Source organism: Zeimonas arvi, from assembly GCF_008039575.1.
Taxonomy (GTDB): domain Bacteria; phylum Pseudomonadota; class Gammaproteobacteria; order Burkholderiales; family Burkholderiaceae_E; genus Zeimonas; species Zeimonas arvi.
The window spans coordinates 436,672-453,670 of the sequence record NZ_VDUY01000003.1 but is presented as its reverse complement, the minus strand read 5'-3'; the positions used below and the strand labels follow the sequence as shown (position 1 = coordinate 453,670).

Below are 16,999 nucleotides of genomic sequence, written 5' to 3'. Positions count from 1 at the left end.
GTTCAGGCCGCCAGCGCCTTCGTCACGATCTCGCGCACGTCGCGCGAAAGGTGCTCGGCAGCCGCCACCCGCTCGAGCGCGGCGCGCATCGCGGCCTGCCGCTCGGGCCCGAACTTGCGCCAGCGATCGAGCGCGCGGGCCATCCGGGCGGCGACCTGGGGGTTGAGCGGGTCGAGCTCCAGCACGCGCTCGGCCCACCAGGCATAGCCCGAGCCGTCGGCGGCGTGGAATTCGGCCAGGTTGCCGTGGCAGAAACTGCCCACGAGCGCGCGCACCCGGTTGGGGTTGCGAAGCGAAAAGGCAGGGTGACCGGCCAGCGCGCGCACCCGCTCGAGCACCGGCGGGTCGCCGGGGCGGCGGTGCATCGCGGCCTGCAGCGAGAACCACTTGTCCATGACCAGCGGTTCGTCGGCGAACATCTTCTCGAACTCGGCCAGCGCCTGTTCGCGCGGCTCGCCGCCGGCGCGCAGCAGCGCCTGCAGGGCGCCGACGCGGTCGGTCATGTTGTCGGCCCGGGCGAACTGCCGCTGCGCCGTGGCCACCGCGTCGGCGTCGCCGCTGTCGACCCAGTAGGCCAGCGCGGCGTTCTTCAGCGCGCGTTCGCCGGCGGTCGCGGCGTCGGGCGTCCAGGGCGCGTCGCTGCCCAGGTCGTGGACCAGCGCGCGCCAGCGGCCGGCCAGTCCGCGGGCCAGCTCGCCCCGCACTGCGTCGCGCGCCGCGCGCAGCGCGACCGGATCGACGACCTCGAGCTGCTCGGCGATGAAGCCCTCGGAGGGGAGCGCGAGGATCTGCTCGCGGAAGGCGGCGTCGAGGTGCGGGTCGTCGATCGCGCGGGCGATCGCCGCCACCAGCGGCGCGCTGCGCCCGGCCGGCGCGGCGCCGTCGAGCACCGCGAGCACGCAGCGGGTGGCCAGCCGCTGCGCGGCCTCCCAGCGGTTGAACGGGTCGCTGTCGTGCGCCGCCAGGAAGGCGAGCTGCGCGTCGTCGCAGGCGTGCTCGACGACGACGGGCGCCGAGAAGTTCCGAGCCAGGGACGGCACCGGCGCCTCGGCCACGTCTTCGAACTCGAAGACCTGGCTGGCCTCGGTGAGGTCCAGCACCGCGCTGACCTGGCCACCGGCGGTCTCGATCCGGCGCACGCTGCCGGCGCACGCGGCGGCGGGCTTCAGAGGGAGATCGCGGCCGTCCGGACCCACCAGGCCGACGACCAGCGGGATGTGGAAGGGCTGCTTGAGCGGCTGCCCCGGCGAGGGCAGGCAGGCCTGCCGCACTTCGAGCCGGTAGCGGCGCGCCCGCGCGTCGTGGCTGCCGACGATCGACACGCGCGGCGTGCCGGCTTGCGAGTACCAGCGGCCGAACTGCGACAGGTCGGCGCCATTGGCGTCGGCGATCGCCGCGACGAAGTCGTCGCAGGTGACCGCCTGGCCGTCGTGACGGGCGAAGTAGAGGTCCATCCCCTTGCGGAATCCGTCGCGGCCGACCAGGGTCTGCAGCATCCGGATGACCTCGGCGCCCTTCTCGTACACGGTGACCGTGTAGAAGTTGTTGATCTCCTGGTAGCTGTCCGGGCGGATCGGGTGGGCCATCGGGCCCGCGTCCTCGGGGAACTGCGCGGCGCGCAGCACCCGCACGTCCTCGATCCGCTTGACCGCGCGGGCGCTGGCTGCGCCCGCCTGGGTGGCCGCCTGCGCGGCCATCACGTCGGCCGAGAATTCCTGGTCGCGGAAGACGGTCAGGCCTTCCTTCAGCGTGAGCTGGAACCAGTCGCGGCAGGTGACCCGGTTGCCGGTCCAGTTGTGGAAGTACTCGTGGCCGACCACGGATTCGACGCCCGCGAAGTCCTGGTCGGTGGCGATGCGCGGATGGGCGAACACGTACTTCGTGTTGAAGATGTTCAGGCCCTTGTTCTCCATCGCGCCCATGTTGAAGTCGGACACCGCCACGATCATGAAGCGGTCGAGGTCGAGCTCCAGGCCGAACCGGGATTCGTCCCAGCGGATCGCGCGGACCAGCGACTGCATCGCGTGACCGGTGCGGTCCTCGTTGCCGGGCTCCACCCAGACCTGCAGCAGCACCTCGCGGCCGGACATCGTGGCAAGGCGCTCCTCGGTGGCCACCAGCCGGCCCGCCACCAGCGCGAACAGGTAGCTGGGCTTGGGGAAGGGATCGTCCCAGACGGCTTCGTGCCAGGCTTCCGGCGTCGCAGGGCCGGCGCCGGGAGCTTCGCCATCGTGCGCCGCGGCCAGCCATTCGGGGGCCTCGCAGTCACGTCGCGCGATCAGATTGCCATTGGACAGCAGCACCGGGAAGCGCTCGCGCGGCGCGCGCAGCGTGACCCGGTAGCGGGCCATCACGTCGGGCCGGTCCGGGAAGAAAGTGATGCGGCGGAACCCTTCCGCTTCGCACTGCGTGAAGAAGTTGCCGTTGGAGACGTAGAGCCCCGACAGTGTCGTGTTCGCCTCGGGCGTGGTGCGGGTGACGATCCGCAACGTGCAAGTCTCGGGCAGGTCGCGAACCTCGAGCCCGCTTTCGGACAGGCTGTACCGTCCGACGGCCAGCGGCTCGCCGTCCAGCCAGACGCCCTCGAGCGTCAGCTCCTCGCCGTCGAGCGAAAGCGGCGCGCCGGAGTCGGCCACCGGGTTGCGGCGCAGCGCCAGCGTGGCGTCCACCCGGGTGCCGCCGGGCAGCAGGTCGAAGGCGAGGGACACGCTGTCGACCAGGAAGGACGGCGGGGTATAGTCGAGACGGCGGATCGTGACGGGCTGTTCGGTTCGCATTGCAGGAGATTCCGAGGATGGACGATTGTAAGCGCTCGGGTCGGGCGCGATCGCCGGCGGCCGCCGGCGGTGGACCAGGCAGGGCCGTCTCGGCCACGCTGGCGGCGGCGCTCGCGCTGCTTGTCGCCGGCTGCACCCAGGAAACCCAGAACACGCTCTCGCGGGGCATCCAGAACTGGACCGGCACCGACGGGGTGCTCGAGATCTACGCCGGCGACAAGCTGGTGCGCCGCTTCCTGAAGATCGACAAGGTCTCGACCGCCCAGGGGACCCAGGACGGCGCGCCGCGGCCCTACCGCTTCGGCTATGGCGTGTTCGACGCCAACCTGAACGGCGAGGTCGATCCCGGCGAGAAGAAGGTCTACTTCGAATTCAGCGACTATTCCACCAGCTACGTCTTCTACGAGAGCCCGCGCTGAGCGGGGCCGGCCTTGCCCGGCAGGAGCAACACCATGACCATCTTCCTCCGCTCCTTCCGCGTCCGCCTGCGCGGCGTCGCGGGATTCGGCCTGCTGGCGATGGCCGTGCTGCTGGCCGGCTGCGCCACCCCGATCGCCAGCGACCTGACGGTCTTCCACGAGTGGCCGGCGCAAGCGCCGCGCACCTACCGCTTCGCCGCCACCGAGACGCAGCTCGACAGCCTCGAGCACGCGACCTACCGGCAGCAGATGCGCGCCGAGCTGGCCCGGATCGGGTTCACCGAGGCGGCGCAGGCGCCGCGTTTCGAGCTCCGCTTCGAGACCGCGGTGCGGCCGCGGCACGAGCGGAGGCTCGAGTACACGCAGCCCTATTACGTGCAGCCCTGGTTCTGGTGGGGCACCTGGGGCCATCACGGCGGGGTGTCGATCGCCGCACCGTTCCCGGGCTATGGCGGCTACGCGGTCGAGCGCGACATCGCCTGGTACGAGTACCGGCTGTCGGCGAACTTCCGCGACCTGGCCGCCGGCGGGCGCAAGGTCTACGAGGCCACCGCGGTCACCTCCGGGGGCGCGCCCTCGATCGCCGGCGCGATGCCCTACCTGGCGCGGTCCTTGTTTGCCGACTTCCCGGGCTTGTCGGGGGTCACGCGGCGGGTCGAGGTGCCGCGGGAGGCGGTCGGGTCGCCGGCGGACGGGGCCGGCGCCGCGCGATGAGCCGCATGACCGCCATCCACTTTCACCACTACGACCGTTCGCCGTTCTCCGAGAAGGTGCGGCTCGCGTTCGGCCTGAAGGGGCTGCGCTGGCACTCGGTGATCCAGCCGCGCTGGGCGCCGAAGCCCGATCTGGAGCCGCTCACGGGCGGCTATCGGCGCACGCCGGTCATGCAGATCGGCGCCGATGTCTATTGCGACACCCGCTGCATCCTCGCCGAACTGGAGCGTCGCTTTCCTGAGCCCGGCTTGAATCCGGACGGTCCGGCCGGTCTCGGCGACGCGCTCGAATCGTGGGCCGACAGGGCCCTGTTCGCCGACGCCCTGGGCTTCGTGTTCGGCACCCAGGGCAATCGCTTCCCCGAGGCGCTGCATGCGGATCGCGCCCGCTTCACGGCCGGTCGCTTCAATGGCTGGGATCCGGACGCAATGCGCGCGCAACTGCCGGCCGTCGCCGCGCGCTTGCGGCGCAGGCTCGACCGGCTGGAGGCGCTGCTCGGGGATGGTCGGCCCTGGCTGCTCGGACGCGCCCCCGGGCTGGCCGACCTGGCCGTTCGCCACCCGCTCTGGTACCTGAGGGAGAACCTGCCCGACCGGATCGACTGGGCGCGCAGGCCCGCCCTGGTCGGATGGATGGAGCGACTGGACGCGATCGGACATGGCGAGCGGGTCGAAGCGACGCCGGCGCAAGCCTTGCTGGCGGCTCGCGATGCGATGCCGATTGCCGCGGGTGCTTCGCCTGTCGGCGCGGCCGAACTCTCGGGGTGGATCGGCAAGCGAGTCCGGGTTGCGGCCGACGACTGGGGCAGCGATCCGGTCGAGGGCGTACTCGCAGGGGCCGATTCCGAGCGGGTGTCGCTGGCGCGCCGGGACCCGCAACTGGGCGAGCTCACGGTGCATTTCCCTGTCGACGGGTTCGACATTCGCCTTGCCGGCCAGGCGGATGCCGTCCGGGCGACGAGCGAACCCGGCGCGGGCGACCCGGCGATCTAGCCGATTCGAGGGAAGTCGGTATGCCCGGGCCGCAGCTCGGGCGCCGGGTACGCTATTTCAGCGCCCGCGGCTTCCACCAGTTCGGCGAAGCCGATTCGAAGACGCCGCTTTCCTGCAGGCGATTCGCGAGCTCCAGCGCGGGCATGCCGGGCGGGGATGCGACGAGCCAGCGGCGCGCATCGGGGCCGATCGGTCGCAGCGGCTCGATGCCCGCGTCGGCAATCTGCCGGCGGGCCCGGTCTTCGCGGGCGGCGGCATCGTTGCCTGCGGGCGGCTGTTTCAGCGTCACGATCACGCCGCCGGGCAGCGCGCGAATCTGGCCAGCCGCGTCGGGGTCGACGAACACGGGGGAGACGCCGGCGGGCAGGCCGGGCGCGGCCTTCTCCGCATCGCTGCGGGCGCGCACGGGGGCCAACTTGCCGGCAGGCAGCGTCGCCCGGAAGTCGGCCACCCTCGCGGGGTCGATCCGGAACTCGCGGCTTCTTTCGCCGTCATGCCACCGGACCGCGAGGGCGTCGGCGGTCGCGCCGGACCGGCCCTTGGCGTGGCTGCGGCTCGAGGGCAGGTCGCCGGGCTTCCCCGGTGCGGTGGCCGCTTGCGAACGCGCGGTGCCGGCGGCATTCGAAGCGTCGGGGGCGGCCTGCGCGGCCAAGGCCGCGAATGCGATCACGCAGAGGGCGGCCACATTCGAAAGCTTGCTCATCAACGCCCCCAGAAGCGCAGGGTCCAGCCGTCCCACTGGCCGATGTCCTGGCTCAGCCGATCGGAGACCTGCATCCGCCAGGTTCCGGGCACCGCCTCGTCGAGGTGGCGCACCGAGCCGAAGCGCCAGTTGTCGTAGTTGCCGCAGTTGTCGGCAGTCCCATCGCCGTCCGGATCGCACAGGCGTCCGTCCGCGAGCCGGCTCACCTGGCTCGAGGGGCTGATCAGGTCGACCCGCAGGTCGCCGCTGAACGGGTGAGTCGCGCTGAAACCGATCTCGACGAATTCGATCTTCGAGATCCCGCATTCGGCGCCGACGGCGATCGCGTCCTCGCGGACCTGCGGCCCGCCGACAGCGGGCGCATCGGGGATCGCGATCGGAAAGGGCGCCGCGCCGCCGCCGCGGGTGTAGGGCGGCGAGGTTTCCGGCGGGCAGGCGATCATCGACTCGTTTCCGCCTACCGAGTTCCAACCCTGGGCCAGTCTGACCGCCGCCTGCGCGTCGGCGGCGCCGAAGCCATAGAAGGGGTTGAATGGGCGGGCGCCGGTGAGGCTCCACTCCGGATGCAGCGGATCGTTGCGCCGCGCGCTGTAGGCGAGGATCAGCCGCACGTCGCGCCAGGTCAGGTCGGGGCGGGCCGACAGCACCAGCGCCGCCGCGCCGGAGACCATCGGCGTGCTCGCCGAGGTGCCGGAGAAGTCGCGGCGAAAGCCGTTCAGCACGTCGGTGGTGGAGATCGCGCTGCGCGAGTTGCCCGAGGGACCGCAGACCAGCAGGTTGGCCCCCGGTTCGGCGTAGAGCGGCGCCTTGCCGTTGTCGTCGACCGCGCAGGCGGCGATCACGCCGAACTGGTTCACGTAGCCGTCGTAGTTCGAATTTTCGTCGTAAACGCAATTGCGATTGTCGTCGACCAGGTAGCAGCCGCCGTTGCCTCCCGGGAACACGTAGACCGAGCCCTTTCCGGAGCGTCCCTTCTCGACGCCAGTGCGCACCGCCGCCACGAAGGACGCCTCGGCCCGGTTCAGCATCCCGTTGTCGGGCGATCCCCAGCTGTTGTTGTAGATCGCGTTGCGACCCAGGTCGCGGGTCAGCGCGTCGGCGATGTCGGCGTCGGTGCTGGTGGCCAGCGCGTTGTAGGCGGCCAGCCCCGCGCGCGGGGCCACGCCGGCACCCTGGAAGGCGTTGTCGTTGCGCGCCAGGATGATCCCGGTGACCGCTGTCCCGTGGTCGTCGCCGGCGTAGCAGGGCAGCGGCGCGGTGGCGGACTGCGTGCGGTAGTCCCAGACCGCGCCCGGAACCAGGTTGGGCGCGATGTCGTGATGGACGGTTTCCACCGCGTCGTCGACCACCGCCACCCGGATGCTCTCGCCCCGTACGTTGAACTCGGTCCAGGCCGCCTTGGCGCGAATGTCCTCGCCCACCGTGCCACCGCTCTGGCCCAGGTTCTCCAGGTGCCACTGGTCGCCCAGAAGCTGATCGCGCCCCGCGAGCTGCGGCGAATCGGTCAGCGTGTAGGTGTAATCGCAGTCGGCCGGCGGGTCGGCGGCCGTGCTGTCCCCGCCGCCCCCCCCGCACGCGGCGAGCACCGACATCCCGAGGCAGGCAAGGGCGCTGGACAGGCGGAGCGTGCGTCGGGCAGGCATCGATCAGGAACCCCGAGGCACGGGGCGAATCCGCGATATCGCCATGCTAACCGGGCGCGGCCCGCACCGCAGCAGCCGGCCGGCCGCAAACCGGTAACTTGTCGCGCCGCCGCCAAATCCGCTACTGTTTTCCTCTTCCCCTTCTCCCTTCCCCACACAATGTCCCGCATCCACTCCCTGCTCGTCGCCAACCGTTCCGAAATCGCGATCCGCGTCATGCGCGCCGCGGCCGAACTGGGCATGCGCACGGTGGCGATCTTCTCGCACGAGGATCGCTTCGCGCTGCATCGCTTCAAAGCCGACGAGAGCTACCAGGTCGGCGAGGGGCTCAAGCCGCTGCAGGCCTATCTGGACATCGACGACGTGATCCGGATCGCCAAGCGCTCGCGCGTCGACGCGATCCACCCGGGCTACGGCTTCCTGTCGGAGAACCCCGACTTCGCCCGCGCCTGCGAGAAGGCCGGCATCCTGTTCGTGGGGCCGTCGCCCGAGGTGATGACCACGCTGGGCAACAAGGTGGCCGCGCGCAACGCCGCCCAGGCTGCCGGCGTGCCGGTCATGCCGGCCACCGGGCCCTTGCCGAAGACCGGTGACGAGGCCGCCGACCTGGCGCAGTCGAAGCGCATGGCCGCCGAGGTCGGCTATCCGGTCATGTTGAAGGCGAGCTGGGGCGGTGGCGGCCGCGGCATGCGGATCATCAACGACGATGCCGAGCTCGAGGCGCAGCTGCCGGTGGCGCGCCGCGAGGCGGCGGCCGCCTTCGGCAACGACGAGGTCTACCTCGAGAAGCTGGTCAGACGGGCCCGCCACGTCGAGGTTCAGTTGCTCGGAGACCGGCACGGCAACCTGGTCCACCTGTTCGAGCGCGACTGCTCGGTGCAGCGGCGCAACCAGAAGGTGGTCGAGCGGGCGCCCGCGCCCTACCTGGACGATGCGCGCCGCGCAGCGCTGTGCGAGGCGGCGCTGAAGCTCGGCCGCGCGGTGGGCTACACCCATGCCGGCACCGTCGAGTTCCTGATGGATGCCGACTCGGGCGATTTCTGGTTCATCGAGGTCAACCCGCGCATCCAGGTCGAGCACACGGTCACCGAGCAGGTCACCGGCATCGACATCGTCAAGGCGCAGCTGCGCATCACCGAGGGCGCGCGGATCGGCGAGCCCGGCGGGCCGGTGCCGGCGCAGGAGGCCATCCGGCTCAACGGCCATGCGCTGCAGTGCCGGGTCACCACCGAGGACCCGGAGAACAACTTCACGCCGGACTACGGCCGGATCTCGGCCTATCGCAGCGCGGCCGGCTTCGGCCTGCGGCTCGACGGCGGCACCGCCTACACCGGCGCGGTGATCACCCCCTACTACGATTCGCTGCTGGTCAAGGTCACCGCGTGGGCGCCCAGCGCCCAGGAGGCGATCCGCCGGATGGACCGCGGCCTGCGGGAGTTCCGGATCCGCGGCGTGGCGACCAACCTGCAGTTCGTCGAGAACGTGATCAACCACCCGGACTTCGCCGCCGGCACGGTGACCACGCGCTTCATCGACGAGACGCCCGAGCTCTTCCGCTTCCCGAGGCGCCGCGACCGGGCCACCCGACTGCTGCGCTACATCGGCGACGTGACCGTGAACGGCCATCCCGACATGAAGGGGCGGGCGAAGCCCGACCTGTCGCATGCGCATGTCGGGCTGCCCAGGCGCTGGCCGGCCGGTCCGGCCAGCGCGCATCGCGAGGCGGCCAACACGATCGCCCGGCCGGGCGAGCCGATCGACCTGACGGTGAAACCGCCGCCCGGCACCCGGGACCTTCTCCGCGAGCTCGGCCCGCAGCGGTTCGCCGAGTGGATGAAGGACAGCGGCCGCGTGCTGCTGACCGACACCACGATGCGCGACGCGCACCAGTCGCTGCTGGCCACGCGGATGCGCACGATCGACATGGAGCGGATCGCGCCCTACTACGCGCGGATGCTGCCGCAGCTCTTCTCGCTCGAGTGCTGGGGCGGGGCCACCTTCGACGTGGCGCTGCGCTTCCTGAAGGAAGACCCCTGGGAGCGCCTCGCCCGGCTGCGCGAGGCGGTGCCGAACATCCTGTTCCAGATGCTGCTCCGGGGCAGCAACGCGGTGGGCTACACCAACTACCCGGACAACGTGGTCCGGCAGTTCGTCGGCCGCGCGGCGGCCGGCGGCGTCGACCTGTTCCGCGTCTTCGATTCGCTGAACTGGGTCGAGAACATGCGGGTGGCGATCGACGCGGTCAACGAGGCCGGCGCGCTCTGCGAGGGCGCGATCTGCTACACCGGCGACCTGTTCGACCGCTCGCGCTCGAAGTACGACCTGATGTACTACCTGGGCATCGCGAAGCAGCTGCAGCGCGCCGGCGTGCAGGTGCTGGGCATCAAGGACATGTCCGGCGTGTGCCGGCCGCGCGCGGCGCGCGAGCTCGTCGCCGCGCTGAAGGCCGAAACCGGCCTGCCGGTGCACTTCCACACGCATGACACCAGCGGCGCCTCGGTGGCTTCGGTGCTGGCTGCGATCGAGGCCGGGGCCGACGCGGTCGACGGCGCGATGGATGCCATGAGCGGGCTCACCTCGCAGCCCAACCTGGGCGCGATCGTGGCGGCGCTCGAGGGCGGCGACCGCGATCCGGGCGTGGACCGCGAGTCGATGCAGGCGATCTCGCACTACTGGGAAGGCGTGCGCAGGCTCTACGCACCCTTCGAGTCGGACATCCGCGCCGGCACCTCGGACGTCTACCGGCACGAGATGCCCGGAGGCCAGTACACCAACCTGCGCGAGCAGGCTCGCGCGCTGGGCCTGGAGCACCGCTGGCCCGAGGTCGCGAAGGCCTATGCCGAAGTGAACCGGCTGTTCGGCGACATCGTCAAGGTCACGCCGACCTCGAAGGTGGTGGGCGACATGGCGCTCTTCATGGTGGCCAACGACCTGGCGCCGGCCGACGTGGCCGACCCTTCGCGCGAGATCGCCTTCCCCGAGAGCGTGGTGTCGCTGTTCAAGGGCGATCTGGGCTTTCCGCCCGACGGCTTCCCGGCGGCGCTGTCGCGCAAGGTGCTCAAGTGCGACAGCCCGAACCCGATCCTGGCCGAGCCGCCGCGCCCGTATCGCCCCGGCGACCGGCTGCCGGCGGCGAACCTGGAGGCCATTCGCGAGGAGGCCGCCAGGGCGGTGGGCCGCCAGGTCGGCGACGACGATCTCGCCTCGTGGCTGATGTACCCGAAGGTGTTCCGCGAGTATGCCGAGCACCGGCGGCACTACGGCGACGTGAGCGTGCTGCCGACGCAGACCTTCTTCTACGGCATGCGCGAGCGCGAGGAGGTGTCGATCGACATCGATCCGGGCAAGACGCTGGTGGTGCGGATGCAGGGCACCGGCCCCGCCGAGGAAGAGGGCGTGGTGCGCGTGTTCTTCGAACTCAACGGCCAGCCGCGCACGCTGCGGGTCGAGAAAGCCGGCGCGGTGCGCGCCGCCAGGCGCCGCCAGGCCGACCCGGCCGATCCCGCGCAGGTGCCGGCGCCGATGCCCGGCATGATCGTGACCGTGGCGGTCAAGGCCGGCCAGAAGGTGCGCGCCGGCGACCCGCTGGTTTCCATCGAGGCAATGAAGATGGAGACGCAGATCCGCGCCGAGCGCGACGGCACGGTCAAGGCGGTGCACGTGAAGCCTGGCGAGACGGTGGAGGCGCACGACCTGCTGGTGGAGGTCTGACCGGCGGGAGGGGAACAGGGAAAAGCGAGAAAGTGAAAAAGGGAGACGGGAATGACGAACGAGAGTCGGGTGGTGCGGCCGCTTCGCGAGGATGAGAAGGCCGCCTGGGAGCCGTTGTGGCGGGGGTACCAGGCGTTCTACGGGGTCGAGATCCCGCGCGAGGTCACTGACCTGACCTGGGCGCGGTTTCACGATCCGGCCGAGCCGATGTTCGTGCTGGGGGCCTTCGCTGCCGGCCCGGAGGCGGGCGCCGCCGATTCGCGCCTGCTCGGCATCGTCCACTACGTCCTGCACCGGTCCTGCTGGACGGCCGGCCCCTATTGCTATCTGCAGGACCTGTTCACCGTGCCCGAGTCGCGCGGGCAGGGCGTGGGGCGGGCGCTGATCGAGGCGGTTTACGCGAAGTCGGCCGAGGCGGGCGCGAGCCGGGTCTGGTGGCTCACGCAGGAGACCAATTACGCCGGCCGGATGCTCTACGACCGGGTCGCCGACCGGCCGGGCTTCATCCAGTACCGCAAGCTGCTGTGAAGCCGGCGGCCCCAGGTTCCTCCTCCTTTCGCCGCGTCGACTCGCCGCTCGGTCGGGTGCTGCTGGTCGCGGCGCGTGGCCGCCTGAGCGGGCTCTACTTCGAGGGTCAGTGGGACGAGCCCGACCTCGGCCAGGCGTCTGACGAGGACGAGCGCGTGCGCGCCGGGGACGCGGCGGTGCTCGACCGGGCGAGCGAGCAACTGCAGGCGTACTTCGGGGGGCGCCGCCGGCGCTTCGACCTGCCGCTGGAACTCGTCGGGACGGCGTTCCAGCGAGAGGTCTGGCAGGCCCTGCTCGCCATTCCCTACGGCGCCACGAGCACCTACGGCGAGGTCGCCGCGCGAATCGGGCGGCCGCGGGCGGTCCGGGCGGTCGGTGGCGCCATCGGGCGCAACCCGGTGTCCATCGTCGTGCCCTGCCATCGGGTCGTGGGCAGCGACGGTTCGCTCACGGGCTTCGGCGGCGGCTTGCCGCGCAAGCGCGCGCTTCTGGGCATCGAAGGCGCGTTGCCGCCGTCGCTGCTCTGATCGGGTCGCAAGATCCGGGGTTCCGGCAGGTCGGTCCGGCTGTAGAGTGCGCTGCTTCGGGCCCTCGTTGGCCGGAGCGCCGGAAGGAATGATGAGCACTCAGGAAGAATCGCCTGCCACCGCGGACGGATCCCCGCATGGCGCTTCGGCGATGCGAGGCAGGGATCTCGCCGACCTGTTCCTGCTCGCTGCCCTGTGGGGCGGCTCCTTCCTGTTCATACGGGTGGCCGGACCGCAGTTCGGCGCGGTGCCGATGATGGCCATGCGCGCGACCATCGGCGCGCTTTCCCTGCTGCCCGTGCTGTGGCTGGCCGGGCAGTGGGGGGCGCTGCGAGCGCACGCGCCGCACATTGCGGTCATGGGCCTGGTCAACTCCGCGGTGCCTTTCGTGCTGTTCGGGTACGCGCTGGTCCACCTGAGCGCCGGAATGGGTGCAGTCCTGAACGCGACTGCACCGTTCTGGGCTGCGCTCGTGGCCTTCTTCTGGTTCGGCGAGCGACTCGGCGCCTCGCGGCTGCTCGGGCTCGGCGTGGGATTCGCCGGCGTCTTCATGCTGGTCGGCGACCGCTTCTCGTTCGGGTCGGGCGGCGCCGCGCTGCCAGTGCTCGCCACGCTGGCGGCGACGCTGTCTTACGGCTACTCGGCCAACTATGCGCGCCGATTCATGCAGGGGGTCGGGCCGATCGCCAGCGCGGCGGGAAGCCAGGTGTCGGCCGCGCTGATGCTCGCCCCCTTCGCCTTCTTCAGTTGGCCGGCGCGCGCGCCCGACGCGCTCGCGTGGGGCAGCGTCGCGCTGCTCGGCCTGCTGAGCACCGGGCTGGGCTACGTGCTGTTCTTCAGGTTGCTCGCCCGGGTCGGGCCCGCGCGGGCGATCACGGTCACCTTCCTCGTGCCGGTCTTCGGAATGCTGTGGGGCGCCCTGTTCCTCGACGAGGCCATCACGGCGAACATGGTCGCAGGCGCCGTCACGATCCTGGCGGGCACCGCACTGACGACCGGGCTCGTCGCCCCGCTGCGCCGGTTCGAGCGTCCGCGAGCGTCCTGAGCATCCGCGCGAAGTCCTCGTGGTACCGGCACACGAGCGCGGTCGGTAAATCAGGGCAGGGGTCGGTAATCCTTTCCGTCGGATCGGGGCCGTCGTCGCGCGCGGCGCGCGGGGTCGCGTCCGGTCCCGCCGGTCGTCGAACCTCCGCCCCGGGCACGCGGATTGCGCGGAGTACGGTGCGAGCGCATCGCCGCCTCCCGGCCGCGCCGCGCATCGCACGTCCAGCCATTCCTCAATCGAACAAGGAGCTCGTCATGAACTGGAACATCATCGAAGGAAACTGGCAGCAGCTGAAAGGAAAGATCAAGGAGCAGTGGGGCGACCTGACCGACGACCAGCTCGATGTCATCGCCGGCAAGCGCGATCAGCTGCTCGGACGCATCCAGGAGGCCTACGGCGTCAGCCAGGAAGAGGCCGAGCGCCAGGTCCGCGAATTCGAGACGGGCTTCGACAAGGCGCGGAGACATTGACCCGGCCTCAATCGACTTCGATGGGCGCGCGGATGCCCCGATGCTCTGTCGTCTTCTTCGTCCTGGCGATCGTCGCACTGACCGCGGGTTTCGGCGGCATCCTCGCCGGCGCGGCCAGCGTCGCAAGGCCGATGTTCTTCCTGTTCCTCTTCTTCGCTGTCGTCAGCCTGATCCTGGCTCGTCCGGTGGGGCGGACGACCGGCGTGGAACGCTACGGGAAGGCACGAAACGACTGATTGCCGGCTCGGGCGCGCGGCGCTCGTCGCCCCGCCCGGCCGGTGGCCGAAATGGAGGACAAGACCATGAGAATTCGACATACCTTGGCAGCGATGGCCTTGCCGCTGGCGCTCGCTGCCTGCGACCGTCAGCCGGAGGCTACGCCGCCCGAACCGCAAGGCACTGCGTCTTCGAACGATTCGGGCGCCGCCCCCATCGCGAAATCGGGTGACCAGCCGGTGCCTGGCCCGACCGGCACCGTCTATCCGGTGCCGCCCGCGAGTGCAGCCGGCCAGGCTCCGGCGCCTGCGGACGCGGGCGAGGATTCCCCTGCGACGCAGCCGGCGTCGACGCTCTCGGAGGCCGAGGAGGAGAGCAAGATGCCGCTGGCCGGGCACGGCAACAACCACTCGAGCGACTCCCTGAAGGCCGGCGCGACGAGATGACCGCGATGCCGTTGAACCGCGACGCCCTTGAAAGTCCCCCTCGCTTCGGGTGACCATCCATCGTTCGGGTGATCTTTCGCGGGGGTACCGTAACGGAGGACGGCGATGAACGCACCGCAAGCGCTGACGCAGCTCGAGATCGACCTGCGCGTCTTCGATCTCTACGACGAGTACTGCCACGGCGGCATTGACCGACGCACCTTCCTGGCGAGGTCGGCTGCGGTCACGGTGGGCGGGCTCGCCATGGCGCAGGCTCTGCTGCCAGACTACGCGGCGGCGCAGACGATCTCGTTCACCGACGCGCGGATCAAGGCACGGTACGTGAGCTACCCGTCGCCCGGCGGCAACGGGGAGAACATGCGTGGCTACCTGGTCCAGCCGGCGGGGCAGGGGTCGTTTCCGGCCGTGCTGGTGATCCACGAGAACCGCGGGCTCAATCCCTACATCGAGGACGTCGCCCGCCGCCTGGCGGTCGAGGGCTTCCTCGCGCTCGCGCCCGACGGCCTGTCTTCGCTCGGCGGCTACCCGGGCAACGACGACGACGGCCGTGCGATGCAGGCGAAGCTCGACCAGCAGAAGCTGCGCACCGACATGCTGAACGGCGCCCGCTTCGTGAAGGCGCACGCGCTTTCGAGCGGCAGGCTGGCCGTGACCGGATTCTGCTGGGGCGGCGGCACGACGAACTGGCTGGCCACGGTCATGGGCGCCGACATGCAGGCCGGCGCGCCCTACTACGGGGCGGCCGCCGAAACCGCGAGCGTGCCGAAGATCAAGGCGCCGCTCCTGATCCACTACGCCGATAAGGACGAGCGGATCAACGCGATGCGGCCGGCCTTCGAGGCCGCCCTGCAGGACGCCGGCGTGCCCTTCGAGGCGCATGTGTACGCCGGCACCCAGCACGGCTTCCACAACGACTCCACGCCGCGCCACGACGAGGCGGCGGCGAAGCTGTCCTGGGAGCGGACCCTGGGCTTCTTCCGCCAGCGCCTGACGTAGGAACGCGCGTTCCCCGGGGCCTGCGCCGGGGAACGCGTGGTCGGCCCTGGCTCAATGGATCTCGGGTTCGGGGTTGCGCCCCGGCTTGGCCAGGAAGTCGAAGTCGCAGCCCAGGTCGGCCTGCTGCACGTGCTGCGAGAACAGCTCGCCGTAGCCGCGCTCGAAGCGGCGCTCCGGGCGTTTCCAGGCCGAGCGCCGGCGCTCGAGTTCAGCCTCGTCGACCTCGAGGCGCAGCACCCGGTTCGGCACGTCGAGCGTGATCATGTCGCCCTCGCGCACCAGCGCCAGCGGGCCGCCGACGTACGACTCCGGCGCCACGTGCAGCACCACGGTGCCGTAGCTGGTGCCGCTCATCCGCGCGTCGGAGAGGCGGATCATGTCGCGCACGCCCTTCTGCAGCAGTTTCCTGGGCAGCGGCATCATGCCCCACTCCGGCATGCCCGGGCCGCCCTGCGGGCCCGAATTGCGCAGCACCAGGATGCAGGTCTCGTCGACGTCGAGCGCCGGATCGTCGAGGCGGCGTTCGAGCGCGTTGTAGTCGTCGAACACGATCGCCCGGCCGGTGTGCTGGAGCAGCGCCGGCGTGGCCGCAGAGGTCTTGATCACCGCGCCGTCGGGCGCCAGGTTGCCGCGCAGGATGGCCACGCCGCCTTCGGGTTCGAGCGGGGCGTCGCGGGTCAGGATCACGTCGGGGAGGTGGATCGGCGCGCCGGCGATCTCTTCGCCCAGCGTGCGGCCGGTGCAGGCGGGCGTGTCGCGGTGGAGCAGGTCGCCGAGCGCCTCGAAAAAGGCGCGCGAGCCGCCCGCGTAGAACATGTCCTCCATCAGGTACTTGCCCGAGGGCCGCAGGTTCAGCGTGACCGGCGTGGTCCTGGACAGGCGGTCGAAGTCGTCGAGGCCGATGTCGATGCCGGCGCGCCGTGCCATGGCCACGATGTGCACCACCGCGTTGGTCGAGCCGCCGCCGGCCATCATCACCGTGATCGCGTTCTCGAAGCTCTTGCGGCTCAGGATGTCCGAGGGCTTGAGGTCTTCCCAGACCATCTCCACGATGCGCCGGCCCGAGTTCGAGGCCAGCCGCGGGTGGTTGGAGTCGGCCGACGGGATCGTGGCGCCGCCGGGCAGGATGAAGCCCAGCACCTCGGCGATCGTGGCCATCGTGGAGGCGGTGCCGAAGGTCATGCAGGTGCCGAAGGAGCGCGCGATGCCTTCCTCGATCTCGTGCCAGTCATCCTGCGTGATGTTGCCGGCGCGCAGCTCGGAGTGGTACTTCCAGACGTCGCTGCCCGAGCCCAGCTGCTGGCCGCGCCAGTTGCCGCGCAGCATCGGGCCCGCCGGCATGAAGATCGTGGGCAGATCCATGCTGATCGCGCCCATCAGCAGCGCGGGCACCGTCTTGTCGCAGCCGCCCAGCAGCACGCAGCCGTCGGCCGGGTAGGAGCGCAGGATCTCCTCGGTCTCCATGGCCAGCAGGTTGCGATACATCATCGTGGTCGGCTTCTGGAAGTTCTCCGACAACGTGAGGGCCGGGATCTCCACGGGAAAGCCGCCCGCCTGCCAGATCCCCCGCTTGACCTCCTCGGCGCGGGTGCGGAAGTGCGCGTGGCAGGGATTGATGTCGCTCCAGGTGTTCACGATCGCGATCACCGGCTTGCCGGCGAACTCGCGCCGGTCGTAGCCGATCTGCAGCGTGCGCGAACGATGGCCGAAGGCGCGCAGCGTGTCGACGCCGTACCAGCGGTGGCTGCGGAGGTCTTCGGGTTTTCGGCGGGGGCGGTCGGCCATCGGGGAATCCTTTCTCGTCGGTTCTCT

14 protein-coding genes and 1 pseudogene are annotated in these 16,999 nt (G+C 70.8%); 11 read left to right on the top strand and 4 right to left on the bottom strand.

Annotation, left to right across the window (positions count from 1 at the left end; genetic code table 11):
* Window positions 1–2: 2 nt before the first annotated feature.
* Window positions 3–2,777: an aminopeptidase N gene (gene pepN / locus FHP08_RS09540; RefSeq protein ID WP_147704210.1), complete on the bottom strand. Its 2,775-nt coding sequence runs from the start codon at window positions 2,775–2,777 to the stop codon at window positions 3–5.
* Between the two features lie 17 nt (window positions 2,778–2,794).
* Between pepN and FHP08_RS18780 the strand changes: the two genes are divergently transcribed.
* The 3 genes from FHP08_RS18780 to FHP08_RS09525 are packed head-to-tail and all read left to right on the top strand — an operon-like array spanning window position 2,795 to window position 4,902.
* Window positions 2,795–3,196: a hypothetical protein gene (locus tag FHP08_RS18780; protein ID WP_323808896.1), complete on the top strand. Its 402-nt coding sequence runs from the start codon at window positions 2,795–2,797 to the stop codon at window positions 3,194–3,196.
* Window positions 3,197–3,229: 33 nt separating this feature from the next.
* Complete coding sequence (locus tag FHP08_RS09530) at window positions 3,230–3,910, top strand: DUF4136 domain-containing protein (protein WP_147704209.1); 681 nt, start codon at window positions 3,230–3,232, stop codon at window positions 3,908–3,910.
* Window positions 3,907–4,902 (top strand): glutathione S-transferase family protein, encoded by a 996-nt coding sequence (locus tag FHP08_RS09525; protein WP_147704208.1) that lies wholly within the window; start codon window positions 3,907–3,909, stop codon window positions 4,900–4,902. Before FHP08_RS09530 ends, FHP08_RS09525 begins: the two co-directional genes overlap by 4 nt.
* 52 nt (window positions 4,903–4,954) lie before the next feature.
* On the opposite strand, the gene FHP08_RS09520 is transcribed toward FHP08_RS09525, so the two are convergent.
* Together FHP08_RS09520 and FHP08_RS09515 are read right to left on the bottom strand one after the other, a co-directional pair.
* On the bottom strand, window positions 4,955–5,641 hold the full coding sequence (locus FHP08_RS09520; protein ID WP_147704207.1) for a hypothetical protein: 687 nt from the start codon (window positions 5,639–5,641) through the stop codon (window positions 4,955–4,957).
* A complete protein-coding gene (locus tag FHP08_RS09515; RefSeq protein WP_147704206.1) occupies window positions 5,605–7,248 on the bottom strand; it encodes a S8 family serine peptidase in 1,644 nt (547 codons plus the stop codon). Before FHP08_RS09515 ends, FHP08_RS09520 begins: the two co-directional genes overlap by 37 nt.
* Before the next feature lie 159 nt (window positions 7,249–7,407).
* Here FHP08_RS09515 and FHP08_RS09510 point away from each other — a divergent pair, with 159 nt between their 5' ends.
* The 8 genes and pseudogenes from FHP08_RS09510 to FHP08_RS09475 all read left to right on the top strand — a co-directional run bounded on the left by FHP08_RS09510 (window position 7,408) and on the right by FHP08_RS09475 (window position 15,187).
* Window positions 7,408–10,959 carry a pyruvate carboxylase gene (locus FHP08_RS09510; RefSeq protein ID WP_147704205.1) on the top strand — a complete coding sequence of 1,184 codons (3,552 nt, stop codon included), beginning with the start codon at window positions 7,408–7,410 and terminating at the stop codon, window positions 10,957–10,959.
* A 72-nt stretch (window positions 10,960–11,031) separates the two neighbouring features.
* Window positions 11,032–11,487, top strand: a pseudogene (locus FHP08_RS09505) (GNAT family N-acetyltransferase); the annotation flags it as partial.
* Window positions 11,484–12,014, top strand: a complete 531-nt coding sequence (locus FHP08_RS09500; protein WP_147704203.1) for a methylated-DNA--[protein]-cysteine S-methyltransferase — start codon at window positions 11,484–11,486, stop codon at window positions 12,012–12,014. The pseudogene FHP08_RS09505 and the gene FHP08_RS09500, both read left to right, overlap by 4 nt.
* Before the next feature lie 91 nt (window positions 12,015–12,105).
* A complete protein-coding gene (locus FHP08_RS09495) occupies window positions 12,106–13,059 on the top strand; it encodes a DMT family transporter (protein ID WP_225879085.1) in 954 nt (317 codons plus the stop codon).
* 254 nt (window positions 13,060–13,313) lie between these two features.
* On the top strand, window positions 13,314–13,529 hold the full coding sequence (locus tag FHP08_RS09490) for a CsbD family protein (RefSeq protein ID WP_147704202.1): 216 nt from the start codon (window positions 13,314–13,316) through the stop codon (window positions 13,527–13,529).
* Window positions 13,530–13,561: 32 nt separating this feature from the next.
* Window positions 13,562–13,765, top strand: coding sequence for a DUF1328 domain-containing protein (locus FHP08_RS09485; protein ID WP_147704201.1), 204 nt, complete (start codon window positions 13,562–13,564; stop codon window positions 13,763–13,765).
* Window positions 13,766–13,816: 51 nt separating this feature from the next.
* Window positions 13,817–14,191, top strand: coding sequence for a hypothetical protein (locus tag FHP08_RS09480; RefSeq protein WP_147704200.1), 375 nt, complete (start codon window positions 13,817–13,819; stop codon window positions 14,189–14,191).
* Between the two features lie 105 nt (window positions 14,192–14,296).
* Window positions 14,297–15,187, top strand: coding sequence for a dienelactone hydrolase family protein (locus FHP08_RS09475; RefSeq protein ID WP_147704199.1), 891 nt, complete (start codon window positions 14,297–14,299; stop codon window positions 15,185–15,187).
* 51 nt (window positions 15,188–15,238) lie between these two features.
* Here the strand turns inward: FHP08_RS09475 and araD are convergent, their stop codons facing one another.
* On the bottom strand, window positions 15,239–16,972 hold the full coding sequence (gene araD / locus FHP08_RS09470; RefSeq protein WP_147704198.1) for an L-arabinonate dehydratase: 1,734 nt from the start codon (window positions 16,970–16,972) through the stop codon (window positions 15,239–15,241).
* Between the last annotated feature and the right edge of the window lie 27 nt (window positions 16,973–16,999).